The organism is Micromonospora sp. LOL_025, from assembly GCF_048060285.1.
Lineage (GTDB): Bacteria > Actinomycetota > Actinomycetes > Mycobacteriales > Micromonosporaceae > Micromonospora.
Map to the genome: position 1 here is coordinate 35,888 of NZ_JBHMIR010000023.1, position 18,242 is coordinate 54,129.

General features: G+C 68.2%; 13 protein-coding genes. 5 read left to right on the forward strand and 8 right to left on the reverse strand.

The window, feature by feature from the left end; translation table 11 throughout:
- Positions 1–105 precede the first annotated feature (105 nt).
- Both ACFHW0_RS23715 and ACFHW0_RS23720 read left to right on the forward strand, forming a co-directional pair.
- Positions 106–1,071 carry a replication-relaxation family protein gene (locus ACFHW0_RS23715; RefSeq protein WP_416610916.1) on the forward strand — a complete coding sequence of 322 codons (966 nt, stop codon included), beginning with the start codon at positions 106–108 and terminating at the stop codon, positions 1,069–1,071.
- Positions 1,072–1,880: 809 nt separating this feature from the next.
- Positions 1,881–2,723 carry a hypothetical protein gene (locus ACFHW0_RS23720; protein WP_416610918.1) on the forward strand — a complete coding sequence of 281 codons (843 nt, stop codon included), beginning with the start codon at positions 1,881–1,883 and terminating at the stop codon, positions 2,721–2,723.
- A 62-nt stretch (positions 2,724–2,785) separates the two neighbouring features.
- On the opposite strand, the gene ACFHW0_RS23725 is transcribed toward ACFHW0_RS23720, so the two are convergent.
- Positions 2,786–3,745: an ImmA/IrrE family metallo-endopeptidase gene (locus ACFHW0_RS23725; RefSeq protein ID WP_416610920.1), complete on the reverse strand. Its 960-nt coding sequence runs from the start codon at positions 3,743–3,745 to the stop codon at positions 2,786–2,788.
- A gap of 189 nt (positions 3,746–3,934) precedes the next feature.
- Between ACFHW0_RS23725 and ACFHW0_RS23730 the strand changes: the two genes are divergently transcribed.
- Genes ACFHW0_RS23730 through ACFHW0_RS23740 form a run of 3 tightly spaced genes read left to right on the forward strand, consistent with a single transcriptional unit; the run spans position 3,935 to position 6,460 of the window.
- Positions 3,935–4,117: a hypothetical protein gene (locus tag ACFHW0_RS23730; protein ID WP_416610922.1), complete on the forward strand. Its 183-nt coding sequence runs from the start codon at positions 3,935–3,937 to the stop codon at positions 4,115–4,117.
- On the forward strand, positions 4,107–5,831 hold the full coding sequence (locus tag ACFHW0_RS23735; protein WP_416610924.1) for an N-6 DNA methylase: 1,725 nt from the start codon (positions 4,107–4,109) through the stop codon (positions 5,829–5,831). The genes ACFHW0_RS23730 and ACFHW0_RS23735 overlap by 11 nt, the downstream gene beginning before the upstream one ends.
- Positions 5,819–6,460, forward strand: coding sequence for a restriction endonuclease subunit S (locus tag ACFHW0_RS23740; RefSeq protein WP_416610926.1), 642 nt, complete (start codon positions 5,819–5,821; stop codon positions 6,458–6,460). Before ACFHW0_RS23735 ends, ACFHW0_RS23740 begins: the two co-directional genes overlap by 13 nt.
- Before the next feature lie 118 nt (positions 6,461–6,578).
- Here the strand turns inward: ACFHW0_RS23740 and ACFHW0_RS23745 are convergent, their stop codons facing one another.
- The 7 genes from ACFHW0_RS23745 to ACFHW0_RS23775 all read right to left on the reverse strand — a co-directional run bounded on the left by ACFHW0_RS23745 (position 6,579) and on the right by ACFHW0_RS23775 (position 18,204).
- Positions 6,579–7,934 carry a hypothetical protein gene (locus ACFHW0_RS23745; protein WP_416610928.1) on the reverse strand — a complete coding sequence of 452 codons (1,356 nt, stop codon included), beginning with the start codon at positions 7,932–7,934 and terminating at the stop codon, positions 6,579–6,581.
- Positions 7,935–8,522: 588 nt separating this feature from the next.
- Positions 8,523–9,257 (reverse strand): hypothetical protein, encoded by a 735-nt coding sequence (locus ACFHW0_RS23750; protein WP_416610930.1) that lies wholly within the window; start codon positions 9,255–9,257, stop codon positions 8,523–8,525.
- Between the two features lie 356 nt (positions 9,258–9,613).
- The gene (locus ACFHW0_RS23755) at positions 9,614–10,246 is read right to left on the reverse strand and encodes a site-specific integrase (protein ID WP_416611023.1); all 633 of its coding nucleotides are present in this window, start codon (positions 10,244–10,246) and stop codon (positions 9,614–9,616) included.
- A 101-nt stretch (positions 10,247–10,347) separates the two neighbouring features.
- Entirely contained in the window at positions 10,348–11,400 is a 1,053-nt protein-coding gene (locus ACFHW0_RS23760) for a Wadjet anti-phage system protein JetD domain-containing protein (protein WP_416610932.1), read from the reverse strand.
- Entirely contained in the window at positions 11,397–15,839 is a 4,443-nt protein-coding gene (locus ACFHW0_RS23765) for a hypothetical protein (protein WP_416610934.1), read from the reverse strand. The genes ACFHW0_RS23760 and ACFHW0_RS23765 overlap by 4 nt, the downstream gene beginning before the upstream one ends.
- Positions 15,836–16,612 carry a hypothetical protein gene (locus ACFHW0_RS23770; RefSeq protein WP_416610936.1) on the reverse strand — a complete coding sequence of 259 codons (777 nt, stop codon included), beginning with the start codon at positions 16,610–16,612 and terminating at the stop codon, positions 15,836–15,838. The genes ACFHW0_RS23765 and ACFHW0_RS23770 overlap by 4 nt, the downstream gene beginning before the upstream one ends.
- Positions 16,609–18,204, reverse strand: a complete 1,596-nt coding sequence (locus ACFHW0_RS23775) for a hypothetical protein (RefSeq protein WP_416610938.1) — start codon at positions 18,202–18,204, stop codon at positions 16,609–16,611. Before ACFHW0_RS23775 ends, ACFHW0_RS23770 begins: the two co-directional genes overlap by 4 nt.
- Between the last annotated feature and the right edge of the window lie 38 nt (positions 18,205–18,242).

The following is an 18,242-nucleotide window of genomic DNA, read 5'->3' on the forward strand; positions in this document are numbered from 1 at the left end:
TCGCCGCCGCGGACCTGCTTCCACCCCGCGACCGCACCGACGCCGTCGCGGGCGTCCATTCCACTGCTGCCGCCTATCGGCGGCACGACACCGGAGGTACCGGTCATGTTGACCACCTACCACTCACAGTTCATCGTCCCGTTCGCCCAACCGATCCCGGCGGAGCTGCTCATCGCCGAACTCGGCCGCCTCTACCCTCGTGACCGGTGGGTCGTCGAGATGCTCGCCGAGCACCGCACCCTGACCACCGCCCAACTCACCGCACTCGGCTTCGCCACCGACCCGGCGTCTACCAGCCGGCGCCTGAAGATCCTCGCCCGCCGCGGCTGGATCGACCGCCTCCTGAGCGCCACCGCCAGCGAGGCCGACGACACCTTCTGGTGTCTGGGCCCGCTCGGTGCCCAGCTCACCCCACTCGGCGGCTTCCGCCGTGTCACGCCAGCGCAGGTCTACCGAGCCCGCGACCGGCTGCGCGAGGACCCGCGCCTGCCCGGTCTGCTCCAGGCCCACGACTTCTTCGTTGACCTGGCCACCCGCGCCCGCACCCAACCGGGCAGTGACCTGCGGACCTGGTGGTCACCACGCACCTGCGGACTGATCACAAGACCGCGACGCGACGCCTGGCACGGCGAGTACATCCACGACCGCAACCGACACGCCTTCTGGTACGAACCCGACCCCGGCAACATCCACACCAGCGCCCTCGCCGACCACGTCCACCACTACCGGCGACTGGCCGAACGGACCGGCCTGGCAACCGTGCTGTTCCACGCCTCCGACCCAGAAAGAGAGCAGCGCCTGCGCTGGTACCTCGACCGCCGCAACATGCGGCACCTCACCGTCGTCACCAGCAACCCCGACCAGAGCCACCCCGCCGACCCGGTGTGGCAGCCGATCGGCGAGACCCACCGCCTCGCCCTGACCGACCTCCCGCACACCCCCGAGCAATGGCCGCCCGACAACCTGATCTACGACGTCAGACCCCGCGCCCCGCACCCCATCCACGATCCCCACCGCCCCGACGACGAATCCATCGCCGACGGCGAATACCACTACCCACCGCACCACTGACCACCCCGACCTGCCCTCGGCCGGCCCACCCGGGCCGGCCGAGGGCCAGGCACCCTCACAAGCTGGCCAAGCCGCCGACGGCACACGAGTTCGACCGACCAGGTCACGACACCAGCCCGTGCCTCACCTCGTCCCGACGACCGTCGCCCCGTGTATCCGACGTCCTCGCTGAGAGAGCCGACGAGGCGAGACGACTTGACCTTTCCCTGAAGACGAGCGTCGATCGTGTCCACCGTCCGCCCGGCTGCCGGGCGGGCGAAACGACCATCGACGTAAGGGACCCCGCCATGCCTCGTGAACACCTCAGCCAGCCCGCCGTGATCCCCGGTGACGTGACCGACCCACTCCTGTGGCGACTCGCCCTCGGCGTCTCCGCCTCACACCAGCCCAACAAACACGGGAACTGCCGAAACCTCCAATGCGCCGGCCAGCGCGGCATGTGCGCAGCCGCCCGCACCGCCCGCCGAGCCGTGAAGCTCGCACGGCCAGCGAAGACAGCCGCCACCCCGTCCACGACCCAGCGACCGCACGGCCGCGCCACCGTAGCCGCACACCCACCCGTGCCGTTTCGCGGCTGGTTTGCTCCCTCCCCGACGGCGGCAGCGGCGGACCCACTGCCGCAGCGAACTTCTCGACCATCCACGCCAGTGCCCACAGCCGCGTAGGCGGACGTGGCGGAATGCCCGGAATCAGGGGCATCGGATACGTGGTTGCTGGCTTACCAGCGACGGACTTCCTCACCGCTTCGCTACCGCGTGGGGCTGGGAACTCGCTCGCCGCGTCCGGCGTCGGCCGGCAGACTGTCGGTCGTGACAGCCGAGATGGTGTTCCCGGAAAGCGCCTGGAACGAGATCCGGTTCGGCTTGTACGAGCCGACTCTCGACTACGGCGGCAGCGAATGGGGCCGGGACGTCCTGGATCCCTGGGTCGCGGCCAACTCGCCCGTCGTGGTGGCACTGCGGCAGGCCGGCGAGGCGGAGATGGCCGCCGTGTCGCTCGGGCAGGAGGACCGGTGGGCGTTGTACGCGCTGAGCCGGGTGGTGGAGTTGCTCATCCTGCCCAGCCAACCGCCCGCCACCGGCCCCGACGCCCCCACGGACTGGCTTCCGCCCTCGGCGTACGGGCAGTTCGTCACCGCGATCGGCGGCACGTTCCCCGAGGGAGAGGCGTTTCACCCGTTCCTGCACGAGATCGTCGAGGTCACGCCGGCCGACGATGCGCAGGAGGCTCCCCTGCTGGTCGGGCAGTGGTGGCCGGGTTGTCTCGTCGGGTCGCTGCTGCTGGTGCGTGGCGGCGTGAGCGTCCGCGCCGGTGCCCACCACCTGGATCCCGTACTCGCCGCGACCTCGACCCTGTACTGGGCATGGCGGCGGCGGTACCGGCAGGTGGCTGACCTGTCTCACGGCTGGGGCGGCAACTCGCAGTGGCGCACGGAGTTCCGCCGTGACTACCGGTTGCCGGACCGGTTCGTCTACAACGCGGACGCCGCCCTGGACGCGACGCCGCCGCACTCCGGCGGCCCGCCTCCGAACACGGACGTGGACCTGCTGCGCTACCGGTGCAGCACTTTGGTCGACCACGGCGACGATCAGTGGGTCTGGGGCAGCCACCACACCGAGCCGTTCGTTACCACCCCCGCGGTGCCGGGCTGACCGACCCGCTCCGAGCAGGAGGTCGACGCCCGAGGGTCGGCCGGCGCCGACCTGCTCCCGTCTCAGCCTCCCGTGGCCAGTCGTAGTTCGGGGAGCCGTTCGGTGGCGGCGTCGATCACCGTATTGGCGAGGGTCGCCGGGAGGCCGGCCTGCGCCGCCAGGCTCTCCGTCGTCACCCGCTGCTGGCCGAGGAGTTCGACGGCCCGGCCCAGCAGGGAGGGCTGCTCCCGGGGGCCGAGGTCGCCCGGTTCGGGGTGGCCCCACTGGGCGAGCAGGCTCATCCCCCGCTGGTAGGTGTGGTCCCGGTACACGCCCAGGTCGTGGCCCCGGTACACGAGCGCCTTCAGGCTGATGCCCCAGCGGCGCTTCAACTCGTGCAGCCGGTCGAAGTCGAGGCGGGCCGGCAGCTCCGCGGCCAACGCCGGGCTGGGAGCGAGGAACTCGGAGGCGAAGGCGGTGGCCTCCCGTTCCAGAATCTGGCTACCGGGCTCGGCGTCGTGGTGCAACAGCAGATGACCGAGTTCGTGAGCGGCGTCCATCCGGGAACGAGCCCGGTCGTTCTTGGCCGGGTTCAGGAAGACGAACGGCCGCTGGCCGTACCAGTGCGAGAAGGCGTCGACCCGCTTTGAGGCGTCCGGCAGCGACAGCACGATCACCCCGTGCGCCTCCAGCAGCCGTACGGTGTGTGACACCGGCCCGTCGTCGAGCCCGAACTCCCGGCGCGCCGCCGCAGCGGCCGCGCGAACGTCCTCGGCCCGCGCCGGCTCCGGCAGGTCGAGCTGAGGCAGCCGCAGCTCGGGCAGCCGCAACTGCCGGCTCAGCACCTCCACCACCCGCCAGGCGACCTCGCCGAACGCCTCCGCCTGGTCCCGCTCCGCCTGACTGGTGGCCCGCAGGCTACGAAAGTGCGCACGCCCCGGCGACGCCGGAGCAGGAAACCCAGCGGCGAAGAACTCGACCGGCATCGTCAGCACCAGCGCCAACCGGGCCAGCACCGCCGCCGACGGGCGGGCCTGCCCCAACTCGTACTGGCTGACCGCCGCCGCCGCTGCCTGAAGTTGGTAGGAAGGTGCTCGACCGGCTCACACGCGGCGACAGCTGCGTGCCATCGAGTAACAGAACGCTTCGTATGCTCGCTACGGGGGTGGCTCGCACGTGGGGTGCGGCTTACCGTCGACGCCATGAGGGCCGCATCAAGGGAGGAAACGGGCGTGGTTGCCAGACTGATGGACGTGGCAGGGCTCGTCGATCCGGGGAGTGCCGTTGCGGTGATCGTGGTGCTGGCCGTCGGGTTTCTCGGCTGGGTGATCGTGAGTGACGGCCGGACGGTTCGGTTGGAACGGCTGATTCGTGCCTTCAGGGAAGGGCGGAAGGGGGCGGACGATGACGCTTGATCATACTGTCGGCGGTGCCGGCGAACGGCGTCTGATGACCAGGCTGGAGATCGCCCAGGCGGCCGGCGTCCATGGGGCAGCGGTGAACAACTGGATACGGCGACACCCCGACTTCCCCGACCCCGTCAGCACCGTGCCCGGCGACCTCTTCGCCGCTGAAGAGGTGGCCGAGTGGCTCGACAGCCGCAAGATCCAGCGCGACGAGCGGCGAGACGGCGAGACGGCTGGCGCTACCTATGGCCGGCGCTTTCGTCTCACCGCCGGTTTGGTCGATGTCCACTCCGACGCAAAGGTGGCACCCGACATGGTCGCCGAGGCCATCAAGGCCGACCTGTGGAAAAGTCTCGAGCCTGGCTTCACCGAGAGCCAGGACCGCACCATGTTCCAGGAAATGATCATGGCGCTCGTCTGCGTCCAGGCGATCGCCCCGAAACAGTGGGCCCGCATCGCAGACACCCACAATCCCGATCTCTTCGCCCGCGTGTGGTCCGCCCTTCCGGCAGTCGACGGCATCCGTCCGGAACTGTTGGACAGGATCGTCCGAGACGGGTGGTGGCAGGCTCGCTTCCGTACCGGCGTCAAGGTTCTGCAACGCTGGGTCCAACCTGGTACGAGTGCGCCACAGGAAAGGGTCGGCCGCCGGTTGACGGCCGCCGCGGCCTTCGACTACCTGCTCGATCGATTCGCGCAAGCCCGTAAGTCCAGCGACGACGAGTACCTCACTCCGCACGGCGTGGCTCGCCTCATGGTGCTGCTCGCTGATCCAGGACCAGAAGACCGGGTGTACAACCCGTGCTGCGGCTCCGGTGAAATCGTCGCCGCCGTGCTGGACCATCAACGCGACAGCGGAGCAGACCGGCCAGTGGGTCACCAGGTTAGCGGTCATGCTCTGGCCTCCCGGGCATGGCGCCTGGCTGTCATGAACACCGCCGTTCACGGCTGCCCACTCGACCTCGGGGGGCCTCCGCCCGACGATCTGAAGGTCATCGACGTCAGGGGCGGCCCCTACGACGTCGTCCTGACGAACCCCCCGTTCACAATGGCCGACTGGCGGTCCGCAACGGAGATTGCGTCTTCCGGATGGCAGTACGGTGAGCCGCCCCGCCACAACGCGCACTTCGCCTGGCTGCAGCTGATCGCCGCCGCACTAGCACCGGCAGGCCGAGCCGTCGCGGTGATGCCCAGCAGCACCACCTCCATCGCCACCAGCAAGAGTCGGCAGATCCGCGCCGCGATGGTGGAACAAGGCGTGGTCCGGTGCATCATCGAGCTCCCTAAGCAAATGTTCCGGGAGACGGCCAGCCCGCTCAGCCTCTGGGTCCTCGGCCGCCCGGAGCAGCGTCCGGACCACGATGTCCTGCTCATCGACGCGAAGAAGGCCACCCAAGCCGCAGGCAGAACCCACCGGATCCTGACCGACGCCGGTAGCCGGCACATCGTCGACCTCTACCACGCATGGTCCGAGGCCGGAGGCGGCCCGATTCAGCCGATCGGCAACACCTCAGCGGTCGCCGTCACCCTCGAACGTCTCCGCGAGCACGACCACGACCTCACGCCATCGACCTACCTTCGCCCGCCGGCCCCGGACGTGACGAGCCGGTCGTCGAGCCCCAGCGCGCTCCGTGCCGAACTCCGCCAGCTCGACGACGCTGCCGTTGCCGCCGACCTCGACCTGGATCGCCTACTCGATCGGTTGCAGCCATGGAAACCCTGATCAGTCCCATCCCCGACAACTGGACGCACCGTCGCCTCGACGACCTCTGCCTCATCCACGGCGGCCCCAGCGGCTCCGACCTCAATGCCGGCGACCGCGACGCCGAAGGCATCGCGGTCATCAACACCGTCGACATCAGCGACGGCCGGGTGTCCGACACTCCGAAAACCAGGATCAGCCCGGAGGCGGTGCGGAGGCTGAGCCGCTACAAACTCGCCGTCGGCGACGTTCTGCTGGCCCGGCTCAGCGGAAGGATCAATCACGTCATCATCGGGCAACGGGAAGCCGGGATGCTTATGGGCGGATCCACGATCCGGATCCAGGTCACGGAGCCCGCGAGAGGGGTCCTCCTACCGTTCTATCTCCACTGCTACCTGATGCACCCGACGGTCCTGGAATTCCTTGGTCAGCAGGTCAAACAGGGAGTCCAGCCCAGCCTGACCCAGAGCAGCCTCAGAAACCTGCCCATCGCCCTGCCCCCGATGGGCATCCAGCGGGAGATCGCCGAGGTGGCGCAGGCGTTCCGGAACAAGATCGAAGCCCACGAAAGGATCGCGGGGTTGACCCGGCAGCTGTACAAACAGGTGGTTCCGCAGATGGTCGCGAACGAGATGACGTTTCGGGTGTAGCTCAGGGATCACTCACGACGATGATCACGTTGTGCGGGCGCCGGTCGTCGCGGTCGACCCGGATGATCCCGCGGCAGGAGGATGATTCCGGGCGGGATCAAAGGCTGAGGGGGTTGGACTACTGCTGCTTCAGGCGGGCGATCTCCGCTTCGAGGTCGGCTACGCGCTTCTCCAGCTGTACACGGGTCGGCCGCGGAGCGACCGCTGTGTCCGCTCCCGATCTGCCCTTGACGGGAGTCGGTGGCACCAGCCAACCCACTCGCTGGAAGGCGACGATGGGTTGCTCGTATTGGCAGGTCCAGCATGTCGTCATCGGGTCCGGCTCGAGGTGACCCTGCTCGATCCGGCGGATGGCCTGCGCGTACTCGGCTATGCCGAGATGCTCTTTGATCTGCTCCATCCGAGCCTTGCGCTGCGCGACAGCGTCGGGATCGTTCGGTTCCGTCTGCCGATGGCCGTCCGCTGGCTTCCAATTCAGCGGCGTGATCTGGTGGTCGAGGTGTCCGCATTCCAGCTTCACGGTCCAGTAGCCGACTGTCTCAGGTTCGCGCCGCAGGCCCTTGTCGCCTTCGAGATCTAGCGTTGACCGGGTCAGATAGCGGCTTACCGCCTGGTACGGCGTCTCGGGGGTCCGGTGACTGGTGCAGGTGTAAGCCCCTTTACGCAGCGGGCTACCGCCCCACGACCATGTCATGTCCGTCAGTGGCCGCTCGTCGCCAAGCGTCAGGATCTCGACGATGTCGCCGCAGCCGAGCTGCATCCGCCACCGGAACATCAGCTCCGCATCCGGAAACGACGACCGTATCAACGTCCGGTCTTCTCTCCTTCCGGCTGCCAGGGCCTCGGCGCGGCGTTCGTTGTATTCGCGTAGCACGACAGCGACGGGCCGGGCTCGGCCAGGCAGCCGCCGCTCCGACTCGTGGTGCTCGTACGTGGTGCCTTCGCGCCGCGCCTTTCGTACCCGTTCCTCCGCACTGCCCTGAAGGATCTCCGAGATTCGGCGGATCTGATCGGGGCTCATCGGAGGCGGTGGGCAGCATCGTCCGCAATGGCTGACCGCGCTACCCGCCATACTCCATCGCCCGGCGTGGCAGTGGGGGTGCCGCTGCTTGAAGGCTTGCTCCGCAGCCGTACGGGCGGCCTGCTCCTCGACGCTCAGATACATCGTGCCCTTGCCGGTCTCCGAGGGCGATTCACCGAGCGAGATGAGTTCCTCGCCGCACCCGGGACACGGTTCGCCGGCCATCATCTGTTCGTGAGTCAGCCGGTCCGAGTCCGTGTAGGTCGGCACGGACCACGCTTCGCACTGGAGATACTTCGTGACGCCGCTGGCGACCATCCGATGGAGCTCACCGAACCTGCGGCAATCCATGCAGTACGGAGTTCCGTCGTCTGCCTTGGCCGGCAACTTGCGCAATGCGGCCTTGGTGATCAACGCCCGTTCTGTCACCGCCAGCGGCCTTCCGTGCGACATCGATGACTCAGGCTATTCCCCTCTCGGTCAAGATCGCGTGAGACACCCCGTGCGGCTATCGACATCCCACGATCGAGTGCCTCGCGGCGCGTCACCGCGAGGCACTCGATCGTGCTGGCACTCCTCGGAGTTCGCGTCTCAGCGTGCCCACCGGCGCGGAACCGCTACCTCGGGCGGAGATCGATCATGGCTTCCCGTCTGCCGCGGGTGGCTTTTCCGAGCGCACCGACTCACTTATGGCCTGGTCTGAATGCCACGTGAGCTGGTCAAACGTCCCGGAAGCGGGTTGCCGTGGATGGACGTTAAGGGCGAGCAGGCCGGCCGTGGTGGGTTGTCCTTCACTCACGGTGACGCCGGCCCGTCGCAACAACTAGGCGTCGTCGGCGAAGCGACCGAGCCCGGTGGCGTCCCGCTCGCGTACGGTCGCCAGGTATGAGGCGAGCAGGCCTGGATCGAGGTCTTCGAAGAAGATCAGCGGCCTTGACCTCGACGTTGGTTGTGGCCCCGGCTCTCTCACCCGCAAGTCCCTGCCATGCCGAGGATCGAGCCCGATGGGCGCGGAGAGCGCTTCGATGCAGCCGGGCGTGGTCACGTCGTTGGAGAACGCCCCTCTTCGTCGGGTGGTGGGTTCTTGGCAGCGCGTCGGCCAATGTCCTCGGCGTCGAAGGTGACATCGGCGACGATCTCGTAATCGGCGACGCGGGCGCGTAGTGCCGCGAGTCGGACTGCCGCCTGTTGTAGGCGTCCGCCTTCTACGTCAAGCGCGGCGAGCAGGTCAGCATCGTCGATCCACGTCCGGACGCCGTCGACCTCGTCTTCTTCGTCGGAGTCCGTGGAGTGCGTGGTCCCTAGCGTGCTGGCCATCCAGCTCAGTAGTTCGACCTGGGCGTCGAGTGCCACGCACGGTTCACCGCTGCGGAAGGCGTCAACGGCGCGTTCGTAGGCGGGTGCCGGGACGACCACCGTTGGTACGCCAGGTGCGTCGTGAGCGACGATCACCGCGGCCAGTTCAACCGCCGGGGTGACGGCTATGGAGTCACGGATTTCGTCGCCGTCGTCGACTTCGACGGGCTTGTCCGGATGATCAAGGGGTATCGCTTGGGCCGTGGTGATGGTGCGCCGCTGTGTGGGGTCTGTCGGCGGGCGCGGATCCATGCGAGTGCTGCTGGCGATGGTGATCGGAGTGTCGGCGGGTAGCCGCTGCATCAGTTTCGCGAGCTGGCCGGCGGTCCGGATCTCGATGGTGTGGTCAACGAGGGCTTCGTGTACTGCTGCGAAGGCGGCGGCCTGCCGTTCTTGGTATTCCTGCCAGTTGCTGGTCATGGCGTTTCTCCGGGAGTTGTCGTCGGTGTTGGTCCTTGTAGGTGCATGGGGTGAGGCGTCGTAGGTGACTGGTGACATGCCGGCAGAGCGTCCGACCTCGATCAGGATCGTGTCGGGGCGTTCGGCAGGTAGTCGGGCCACGATGTCTACCGCCGCCTGCCGGCGAATCGCCGCCGGTTCAGAACCGGCTGGGCGCGGGGGCCACTGAATTGGCGGGCCGTCTGAGCTCCGTCCGCCGCTCGCGCCCACGGCGGGAGTCGTGCAGCGAACGGAGTCGTGCTCGACGGCGGGGGTGGCAGCGCTCGGACTGCCAACCCGTCTGGCGAAGGTTGTCCGTCTACGCGGCTGTTGTCCGTCTACGCGGCTCGTTTCCGTCGGCGGGGGAGTAGCTTCGCGGCGGCTTCGGCTTTGGCGCGTTCGACGTCGAGTTCGGCGATGACGGAGGTGTAGACGTCGGTCATGGCGGCGGAGGAGTGGCCGAGAAGTTCCTGGATGTCTTTGAGGTCGGCGCCGGCGGCTTTGAGGTAGGTGGCGGCGCAGTGCCGTAGGTCGTGCAGGCGGATGGGTGGTAGGTCGGCGTCGCGGACGAGGGCTTCGAAGCGGTCGGTGACGGTGTTGGGGTGCCAGAGCTTTCCGTCGGGTTGGACGAAGAACAGTCCGGTGTCGGGCCAGGCGTGGCCGGCGGCGAGTTTCCACTGGGCGCGGCGGGCGTGGTGGGCACGCAGGACGGTGCGGGTGATGCTGACCAGGGCCATGATCCGGTTGCCGGACTCGGACTTGACCTTCTTGATGACGGGTGTGTAGCCGTGGGTGGCCATCTGTTGGGTGATGCTGATCAGGCTGTTGTCGAGGTCGACGGCGGTGTCGGTGAGTCCGACGGCTTCGCCTCGGCGTAGGCCGCGGTGCAGGATCAGCGTGAACAGTGGGTAGAGGGCGGGTCGTGTTCTTCGGCGTGGTCGAGGAACGCGCCGGCTTGCTGGGGTGTCCAGACCATGACGGGGCTAGGGCGCTCGCCGGTGTCGCGCCACCGTTGGACGGCGTTGGCGGTCCAGACCCTGAGTGAGGCCATCAGCGAGTGACGAGACATCCATTAGCCGACTGCCTCCACAAGCAGTTCTAAATTCGTGCGCAGCTCTCGGAGGCCAAGGGTTTCCTGAGCAATTCGTTCGCGGCCCAGAAGTAACTGAGAGATCGGGCTACGTAGATGCTCAGGCGCCCAGGCAACTAGCGTGGAGGGGTCGATGATGCCGGGGTTGGATCTGTCTGGGCGAGGAACGCCGTGTGCGAGCAGCCACTCGTAGAGCGCGGTTGCAGGTCGAAGAGGCGGCAACTTGTGCGCGTTCGCCGTCGCGGCGGCGCTGGCTGCGATGCGCAGTCCAGCGGCGTCGAGGTCGCCTACGTAGTACAACGCGGTTGGCGCCGGGTCGAGCAGGGTCACGGCTGTAATGGAGGTGGGGAACTGGTTGCCGCAGCCCCACCCGATGTGCAGGTCGGGGCGTACGGCGGGATTCAGGTGCCGGGCTGTCTGCAGGAGCGAGTGGAACGTCGCGTTGTTTTCTGCCACCAGCAGCCGCGTCGGCCCTACCCCGGGGACGTGCTGGGAGGGGAAGGGTACGGGCGTGGGATAGCAGGCAAGTAGGTCGAGGGTCAGGGCCCCGGTGGTAAACAGTCGTTTGGTCGTCTCGATGGCGAGTGCCTTCTCGTCGTCGAGGACCTCCAGGGAGCGTTCTTCGAGAGGGACGGGTTCGGCGTCGGCGTTGTTTCGCAGCCAGATGGCAATCTTGTCGAGGAGTTGGTACTCGTCCGGTCGGGTGGCGATCGCGGCGGCTGCTTCGAGTGCTTGCGGCCAGACTCGCCGTGCCGGTGTCGCCCGGGCCCGACGGGGCTTCGTCGTTTTGCCCACCCAGAGCGGCAAGGGCGGTCTCGTCCGGTCGTCCCAGCCGGAGCGTGCCTTCGGCAGCATGACGGCGCCCGCTTCGGCGAGGCTTGCCAGGACGGCGGCGAGCCGGGTCCGTGCTGTCGGATCGCCGACGAGCGTCGGGTCGGCGGCGGTGGCATGCCGGAGCAGGCCGTCGACCGGTACGCGGCTTGTCGGATGGTCTGCGACGTAGGCGACAATAACGTCATTGAGCGCCGTCGTCATGTCGACGCCTCAGTGTGGGGATGGTTCCCCTTACCGCTGGACGATTCGTCATGTGCGACGCGGACGCCGGTGATGAGTCGCTGGTCGGTGTCGGCGAGCGTGTCATCCGGGACGATGTAGCGGCGGTTCCGGGTGCGGCCCGGGCGGTTGTCCAGTCGGATGACGTTGGGGAACCGGGACACGGCATCGGGGTCTTTCACCCCGGTGGTGTACACGAGCTGGACCTTGTGTGCGGCGGCGACCGCTCGTTGGAGGCCGACGAGGCTGCCGTGTGAGGCACGGCCGATCGGGTTGTCGAGCAGCAGGACACCGCCCGAGCGATCCCGGCGTCCGGCGTTCACGGCGCGCAGCGCGGCGATGGTGCAGTAGAGCGCGACGCAGACAGTCAGTTTCTCTCCGCCGGACCATTTGCCGAGCCGGGTGATGTCCTCGGTGGTGGGGACGAGGTCCAAGGCGGGTTTGAGGACCTTGACGGTGAAGCCCCGGGTTCCGGCTGCCTCCTGGACGGCATCCTTGAGCAGCGGCAGTCCTTCCGGTTTGACGCCGTCGGCGATGCGCCGTTCCACGACGCGGTTGACGTAGGTGCGGAGGTCCGCGTCGCTGGCGGGTGCTTCGAAGGAGATTCTGAGCATCTGTTTCCCGGCCCAGCCTCCGGTCTTCGTCGCCACTCGCGAGTACCGTTCGGCCTTGCGCAAGGTGTCGAGGGTGTTCGAGACGAGGCGGGCGAGGGAGTCGGTCACAATCGCCTGGTCCTTGGCGATGTCGGCGAGTTCACCGTTGATCATGTCCGCCCGCAGTCTGAGCTGCTTCGCCAGGGTTCCCGCGTGCTGCGCCAGCACATCTTCGTTGTCGTGGAGGACGCGGTCCTTCGCGGGTGTGGCGACCCCCGGGTACCTGCTGCCTGTTGTTCGCAGGTCCCCGACCGCGTTCGCCCGGGAGACTGCCGCCTCGCTCGAGCGTTTCTCCGCGGCACGCAGCGTTTGCATGGCCGCCTGCTTGTGGGTCTTGGCCTCGTCGTCGGGCCCGGCGAACGGCGCGATGACCCGGTCGGACGGGTCGGGAAGACCGTCTGCGAGCAGCTCGAATGCCGTGGCCCGACTCCGGTATTCACCTTGCTTGGCCTCAACGTCGCGGAGTTCGCCCTCTGCAGTTGTTCGCCTTTCGACGCACGCTTGGCCGATCTCGTCATGTTTGGCCGCCAGAGCGTCGGCCTGCTCTGCTGTGGTTGGCTCAATCGGCAATGCGCGCCTGGGCGGATCGGTGCGTCGCGCCCGAATTCTGGTGAGCGTCGCATGGTGCCGTTCGATGTCGCCGGAGGCGTAGCCCTTCCAGCCGACCGCCTCCTCCTTTGTCTCTCGGGCGGCGGCCAGTGCCGCCGTCCGGGCCGGCTTGGTCTGCCCCTCCGCTGTGGTGATCAGGACAGCGGCACGTTGCAGGGTCTCGGCGGTGACTGCGGCGAGGGCCTGTGTCTCGGTCGCCAAAGCCGTGGTGAGGTTGCGTTCCCGCTCGGCGAGCACCGACTGGGAAGCCTGGACCTGCCATGTACGGGCGGCCTCCTGGCGCCGGGCGCGTAGGACATCAAGGGACACCGCCGGATCGTCAGGAAGGTTCGGCTCGCCGTCGAGGAACGTCAGGCCAGCGGCCTCGCTTCGGTACGCGCTGGCCGCCTTGCCCTCGGTATCGGCTAGCTTGCTCTGCTCGGTGGCGTGGTCGAGGGCACGGTTCGCCTCCTCCGTAAGGTGCTCGGCCCGGTCGTGGGCATCCTTCGATCGCGACTTGGCGTCGGCGAGTTCGCTGCGCCATTGCGCGGCCGCCCCCATCTTCTGGATCAGGCCGGACAGGCGGGCGCGGGACGTCTCGATGCCGGAGATCTGTCGCTGTGTCCGCTGCCCGGTCGCCGTGTCCTCGGCCTCCGCCTCGTCGAGTTCAGCGAGGTCAGCGCGAGCTTGTTCGAGTGCTGCCGCGATGCCGAGGAGGGTGTTGTCGAGGTCTTCGATGCGGCCGGAAAGGCTGTCGAGGTGCCCGGTGGGGCAGTCGGCGAGTAGTTGGGTGAGCTCGCCGAGCAGCGCCCGGTCGGCTTCACGCGCTTCGGTTAGGCGGGACTGCTGGTCATCGTACGTCTCGGCACGGGCGGCGACCTGGCGAACGTTGCCCTCGGCCCAGGCCGGGTCCACCAAGCCTCGATGCAGTCCAATCCACACCGGGCCAGTGCCGCCGGGGCCTGTCCAGCTGGAGCCCACGATCGCGGTGGCGGCCTGAGCGGTGTAGACGCCGACGAGCGCTGTGGTTGCCGTGTCGACGCCGGCCAGCGCGGTTGCGGCGGTGTCGGCTTGGGCGGTGGGGATGACGAGACCGACGCCGAGGCGCGCGAGCTCCGGGTCCGTAACTGCCTCCAGCATGCGCGTGCCGGGTAGCAGGGTGCGGAGGTGGTCCCAGCCGGTTTCGGCCATGATGCCGTGTTCGGCCAGAACAGCTTGGACTCGCTCGGCGTCGAGGGTGGTGGGTAGCAGCCCGGTGCGTGCGTGTACGTCGAGGATGCGTTGGTCGTCGATGCGCTCGGCCTCCAGCCGGACGAGCGCCACATCGGTATCGACGATCGCGTCCGACAATCGACGGGTCAGGGTATCCGCTTCTGCCCAGACGTCCACGGGGGCCTCGCCGGTGGCCTCGGTGAGATCCTGTACGCGTTCGCGCGCGACGAGCTTGGACGCACGTTCGACAAGAGCGGCACGTTCCTCCGCGTGCCGGGTGCGCTCCGCGTCGAGCCGGACCTGCTCACCCGTCAGCGTCGTGAGTGTGCTAGTCAATGCGCGTCGCACCGCCGGGCGATGTTCACGACGGCCCTGGACCTCTTCAAGGATGCCCGTGAGGGTGGTGTGCTGTTCGACGAGAACGGCGTCATGCTCGACAGGGTCGGTCTGCTCGTTCGGAAGCACGCCGTCGCGGATAGCCGCGCGTAGATCTGTGGCCAGCGACTCTAGCCGAGCCGTCGCGGTCGCCGCGTCCTTGTCCGCTGCCTGCGCCTGCTGGCCGGCTTTCTTCGCCGCGGCGCGGTGCGCCTCGACGTCTGCCTTCGCCGCCCTGGCGGCTTCAGCAGCCGTTCCGGCTTCGGCCTCGTGGGTTTCGGCCAGCGTGCGCAGCCGGATTCGCAGGCGAGCGCTGTGCTCGTCGTGCTCGCGCCGCAATGGTGCGGTGCGCTCGCGTTCCTCGCCGGCCTCTCGCCGGGTGCGCTCCAGCGCGTCTTGCAGCTCTTCCTTCTCTGCCAGATGTCCGGCTGCCTCCCATGCTTCGATGAGCCCGGCGGTGTCCCTGATGACGCCGTCGGCCCTGCTGTATTGATCCTCCGCAGCGCGGAGTCGCATCTGGGCGGCGCGTTCCTCGTACAGGTAGACGAGCTCGTACGCGGCGCCGCCCTCGGTCACCGCCGCGGCGCGGCGCTTCTCGATGCCGTCGCGCTGCCCGGCGAGGGCCTCGATCCTATTTTTCGCTTGAAAGACGGTCGCAGCGAAAGCGGCGGACAGCTTGGCCGCCTCGTCAACGGCTTGCTGGAGGGCGATCGCCGATGCGTCGATTTCCTGCTGGCAGACGTGGATGCGGTCCAGGCCCGTTGCCGAGTCAAGGCAGAAATCACGCTCGGCCGTCTTGGCGGGCTTGGTCGCGAGCAGCGATGCGATCGAGGCCAGGCGATCGGCGACGCCGATCGCATCTTCCGGTGCAACCGTGAGATCGATGAGCAGGTCGATGAACTCGCGGGCCGACGAAAATCGGAACATGTCCTCCACGCCGCCCTCGACGTGGTTCATCTGTTTCTGCGTGCGAAACAGTGCTGGGTCGAGGCCGCGACTCGTCAGCGCGGCCGTCCACTCGTGTTGCTTCTCGGAGATGACCAGGTCCATGGCCTGCGGGTAGGTCGCTGCGAATTCCTTCAGAGCGGCGACATAGCCCGCCCGGCGACACGGCTCACCGGCGGCGTCGAGGATGGGGAGGCGGTGCAGGTCGAGCACGCCCGGCACCGCATAAAATGCGTAGAAGGTCGTGTCGAGCCGGTCGCGGGCCCGGTCGGCGTCGGCGGGACGGCGCAGGTCGGACCACTCGTAGACGACGCCGGTGACGAGGATGCGGTCAGGTGAGCCGTCCAACGTGTCCGAGGCGGCCGGATGCCACACCGCGACGGTGTGCGCGGTGTCGCCGCTGTCGACGTAGTCCGTGAGGCTGCGTTTCACCGTACGCCCCATGAAGTCGATAGCTCTCGGCAACAGCAGCGCGTAGAACAGCGACAGTAGTGAGGACTTGCCGCCTCCGTTACGCAGCCACACTACCGAGTCGGCGGGGTGGCTGCTGCTGCCGTCCGGGCCGGTGAGGTCGAGCGTGACGTCGGTGAAGCGAGCGGATCTCTCCCCGATCGAGTGGAGCCGGAATGCGGCCAGATGGTAGGTCATGCTTGCTCCCCGTCGGCTGCGGCGGGCGGCTGGACAGCGGCGCTCGACGGCCGGATGCGCGGCCGTCGGGCGATGTCCGCCAGGAAGGTGTATGCAGGTTCACCGGCCATGTCCTTGACCTGGACGCGGAACCGCTCAGTGAGCATCCAGGTCCCGCCAGTGCTGTCGGCACGGGCCATGCCCTGCTCCACGAGCCAGCCGAGGACGTTGCGCACCCAGTAGAGGGTGCATTTTGGCGACAGCCGTCCGGAGCCGCGGCCCTTGTCGCCGACGAGCGTGGACGGCATTTCGTGATAGGCCCGCCAGGCCTCGTCCAAGCCGTCGTCGGGGACTGGCTCGCCAGCGGCGTCGTGCTCTTGCAGGCGTTCGCACATCGCGCGCATCCACTGCTCGAACTCGACGTCCGCCACGCGGCGAATTCGTTCCTCCTCCAGGTCAGCCGGGGTGGGGTAGGCGTAGGCGGCCACGCCGACCAAAACGAGGCCGGCCATCAGGCGTCCTATCCGGGTCGCCGCGTGAGGCATGTCGCCGACCCGGTAGGCGAACGGAGACTCGGGGCTGACGCCGAGGACGAGTCCGAAGTCGCCGTCGGACAGGACGCGGGCGTGCAGCCCGTGCAGAACCGCATCGGCGGCGATGCGGAAGTCGGACTCTGTGCGGTACCGGCCGAGCACCCGACGATATTCATGGCTGCGTCCGGGTCGCTGGGTGGGTTGCAGCGCATACGCAATGAGGGTCCCGATGTCGGTGTGATCGTTCTGTGTCAGCGTCATCGCGTCTCCGCGTGTATCCAGGGGTGGTCGGTGACCGGTTGCGGGTCGGCGGTCGCTAGGGCGTCGGGATGCGGAACGATGATCAGGTCGTCGCCGTCCCATCCCGGCAGATCGAGCTTCAGGTCGTCGGCGTCCGCGACGGCACGCGGCCCCAGGATCCGCGCGGTCAGGTCGACCGATGCCGTGTGCTCGGTGTCGGTCTCCTCGGGCGCGAAGCACCACAGCGCGGCCAACGCCAGGATCTCCGCGGCCCGCTGCCGGTCGGTGCCGCTGTCTAGGCCGGGATCGGTCAGGGCATTGGCGAGCAGCGCCGACAGGCGGGCGGGCAGGCCTATCCGGATGACGACCCGCCGCGCGGCGTCCACGATGTCCGGCCCGATCGTCGGCGGATCCGGGTCTCCCGCCTCATCATCGTCGTCAAGGTCACGGTCGTCGTCGGTGGGGTCGCGCACCGCCCACAGGTCGTAGACCAGCCGGTACAGCCGAGGCAGTTTCGGAGGGCGCGGACCGGTGATGTCCGACAGCCACCTGTCGGTGACCAGGAGGGCGGTCTCGCTGTCCAGGCCGAGCAACGGGGTGAGGATCTCCCTGCTGAGGTCGGGCAGGTGGCCCAGCGCCGGTGGCCGGAATGACTGCCGATCCTGCTCCTCTAGGAACACGCTGCGGGCGGCGATGACCTGCCGGTGCAGCGCGTCGTGCCGACGCGACGATTCGGTGAGTAGCGCGGCGATCCGGGCTGCCGCCATGGTCACCTGCTGGTCGTCGGATTCCAGCGACTCGCGGACCTTGGCGAGCAGGCGATGCTCGGCCTCCACCCGGCCGCCGATGTGTTCCCGGGCCGTGGCCAGGCGTTGCGGAACGACCGTTGCCCACTCCTGGATGACGGCACGCAGATCCCGGCGGGTGTTCTTGATCAGCTCGTGGAGGTTTTCGGCGAGTGAGACCGACAGCAGCCGAGCTCGGACCGCGGCGCGTTCCGCGGCGTCGAACGCTCCTTTGGCCAGCTGACGTTCCAGTAGCACCTCGTTGGCGACCTGCTCGTCTTCGACGTCGAACTCCAGTCCACCGACCAGCGCGTTGATCGCGTCGCGGGTGGCGTTGAGGACGACGTCGCCGCGCACCGGGTCCTCTCGCTCGATCAGCAGCCGGAACTGCACCTGCCGCCGCTGGTGGGCCCGGGCCTCGTCGGTGAAGTCGCTGATCCGGTAGGTGAACGGCGCCTCGCGCTCGCCCCGGTTCAGGAGAGCGTCGACGGTGTACTCGCCGACGCGGCGGTGTTCCGATGCGGGTCGCTCTGGTGCGGTACGGCGGGCGAGCGTGGTGAGGCCCTCCACGACGTCGTCGTAGGTGGCTTCCTCCTCGAATCCCTGCTGGGCAATGACCAGATCAATGGCGGCGAGGGCGAACGTCGCGACGTCGTAGGTGGCCGCCGGCCAGTCCTGCCGGTTCGCGGCGACGATCGCCTCGGTGATCGGGCGGGATCGCATGAGCACCGCGACCCGCACCGGGAAGGTGCGGTCGAAGACTGAGAGTTCCGCAGAAGCCGGTGACTGGGACACGGCGCTGCCGGCGAGGTCGAAGAGCTCGTCCACTCATCTCCTTCCATGCGCTTCCGCACTCGTACGGTAAT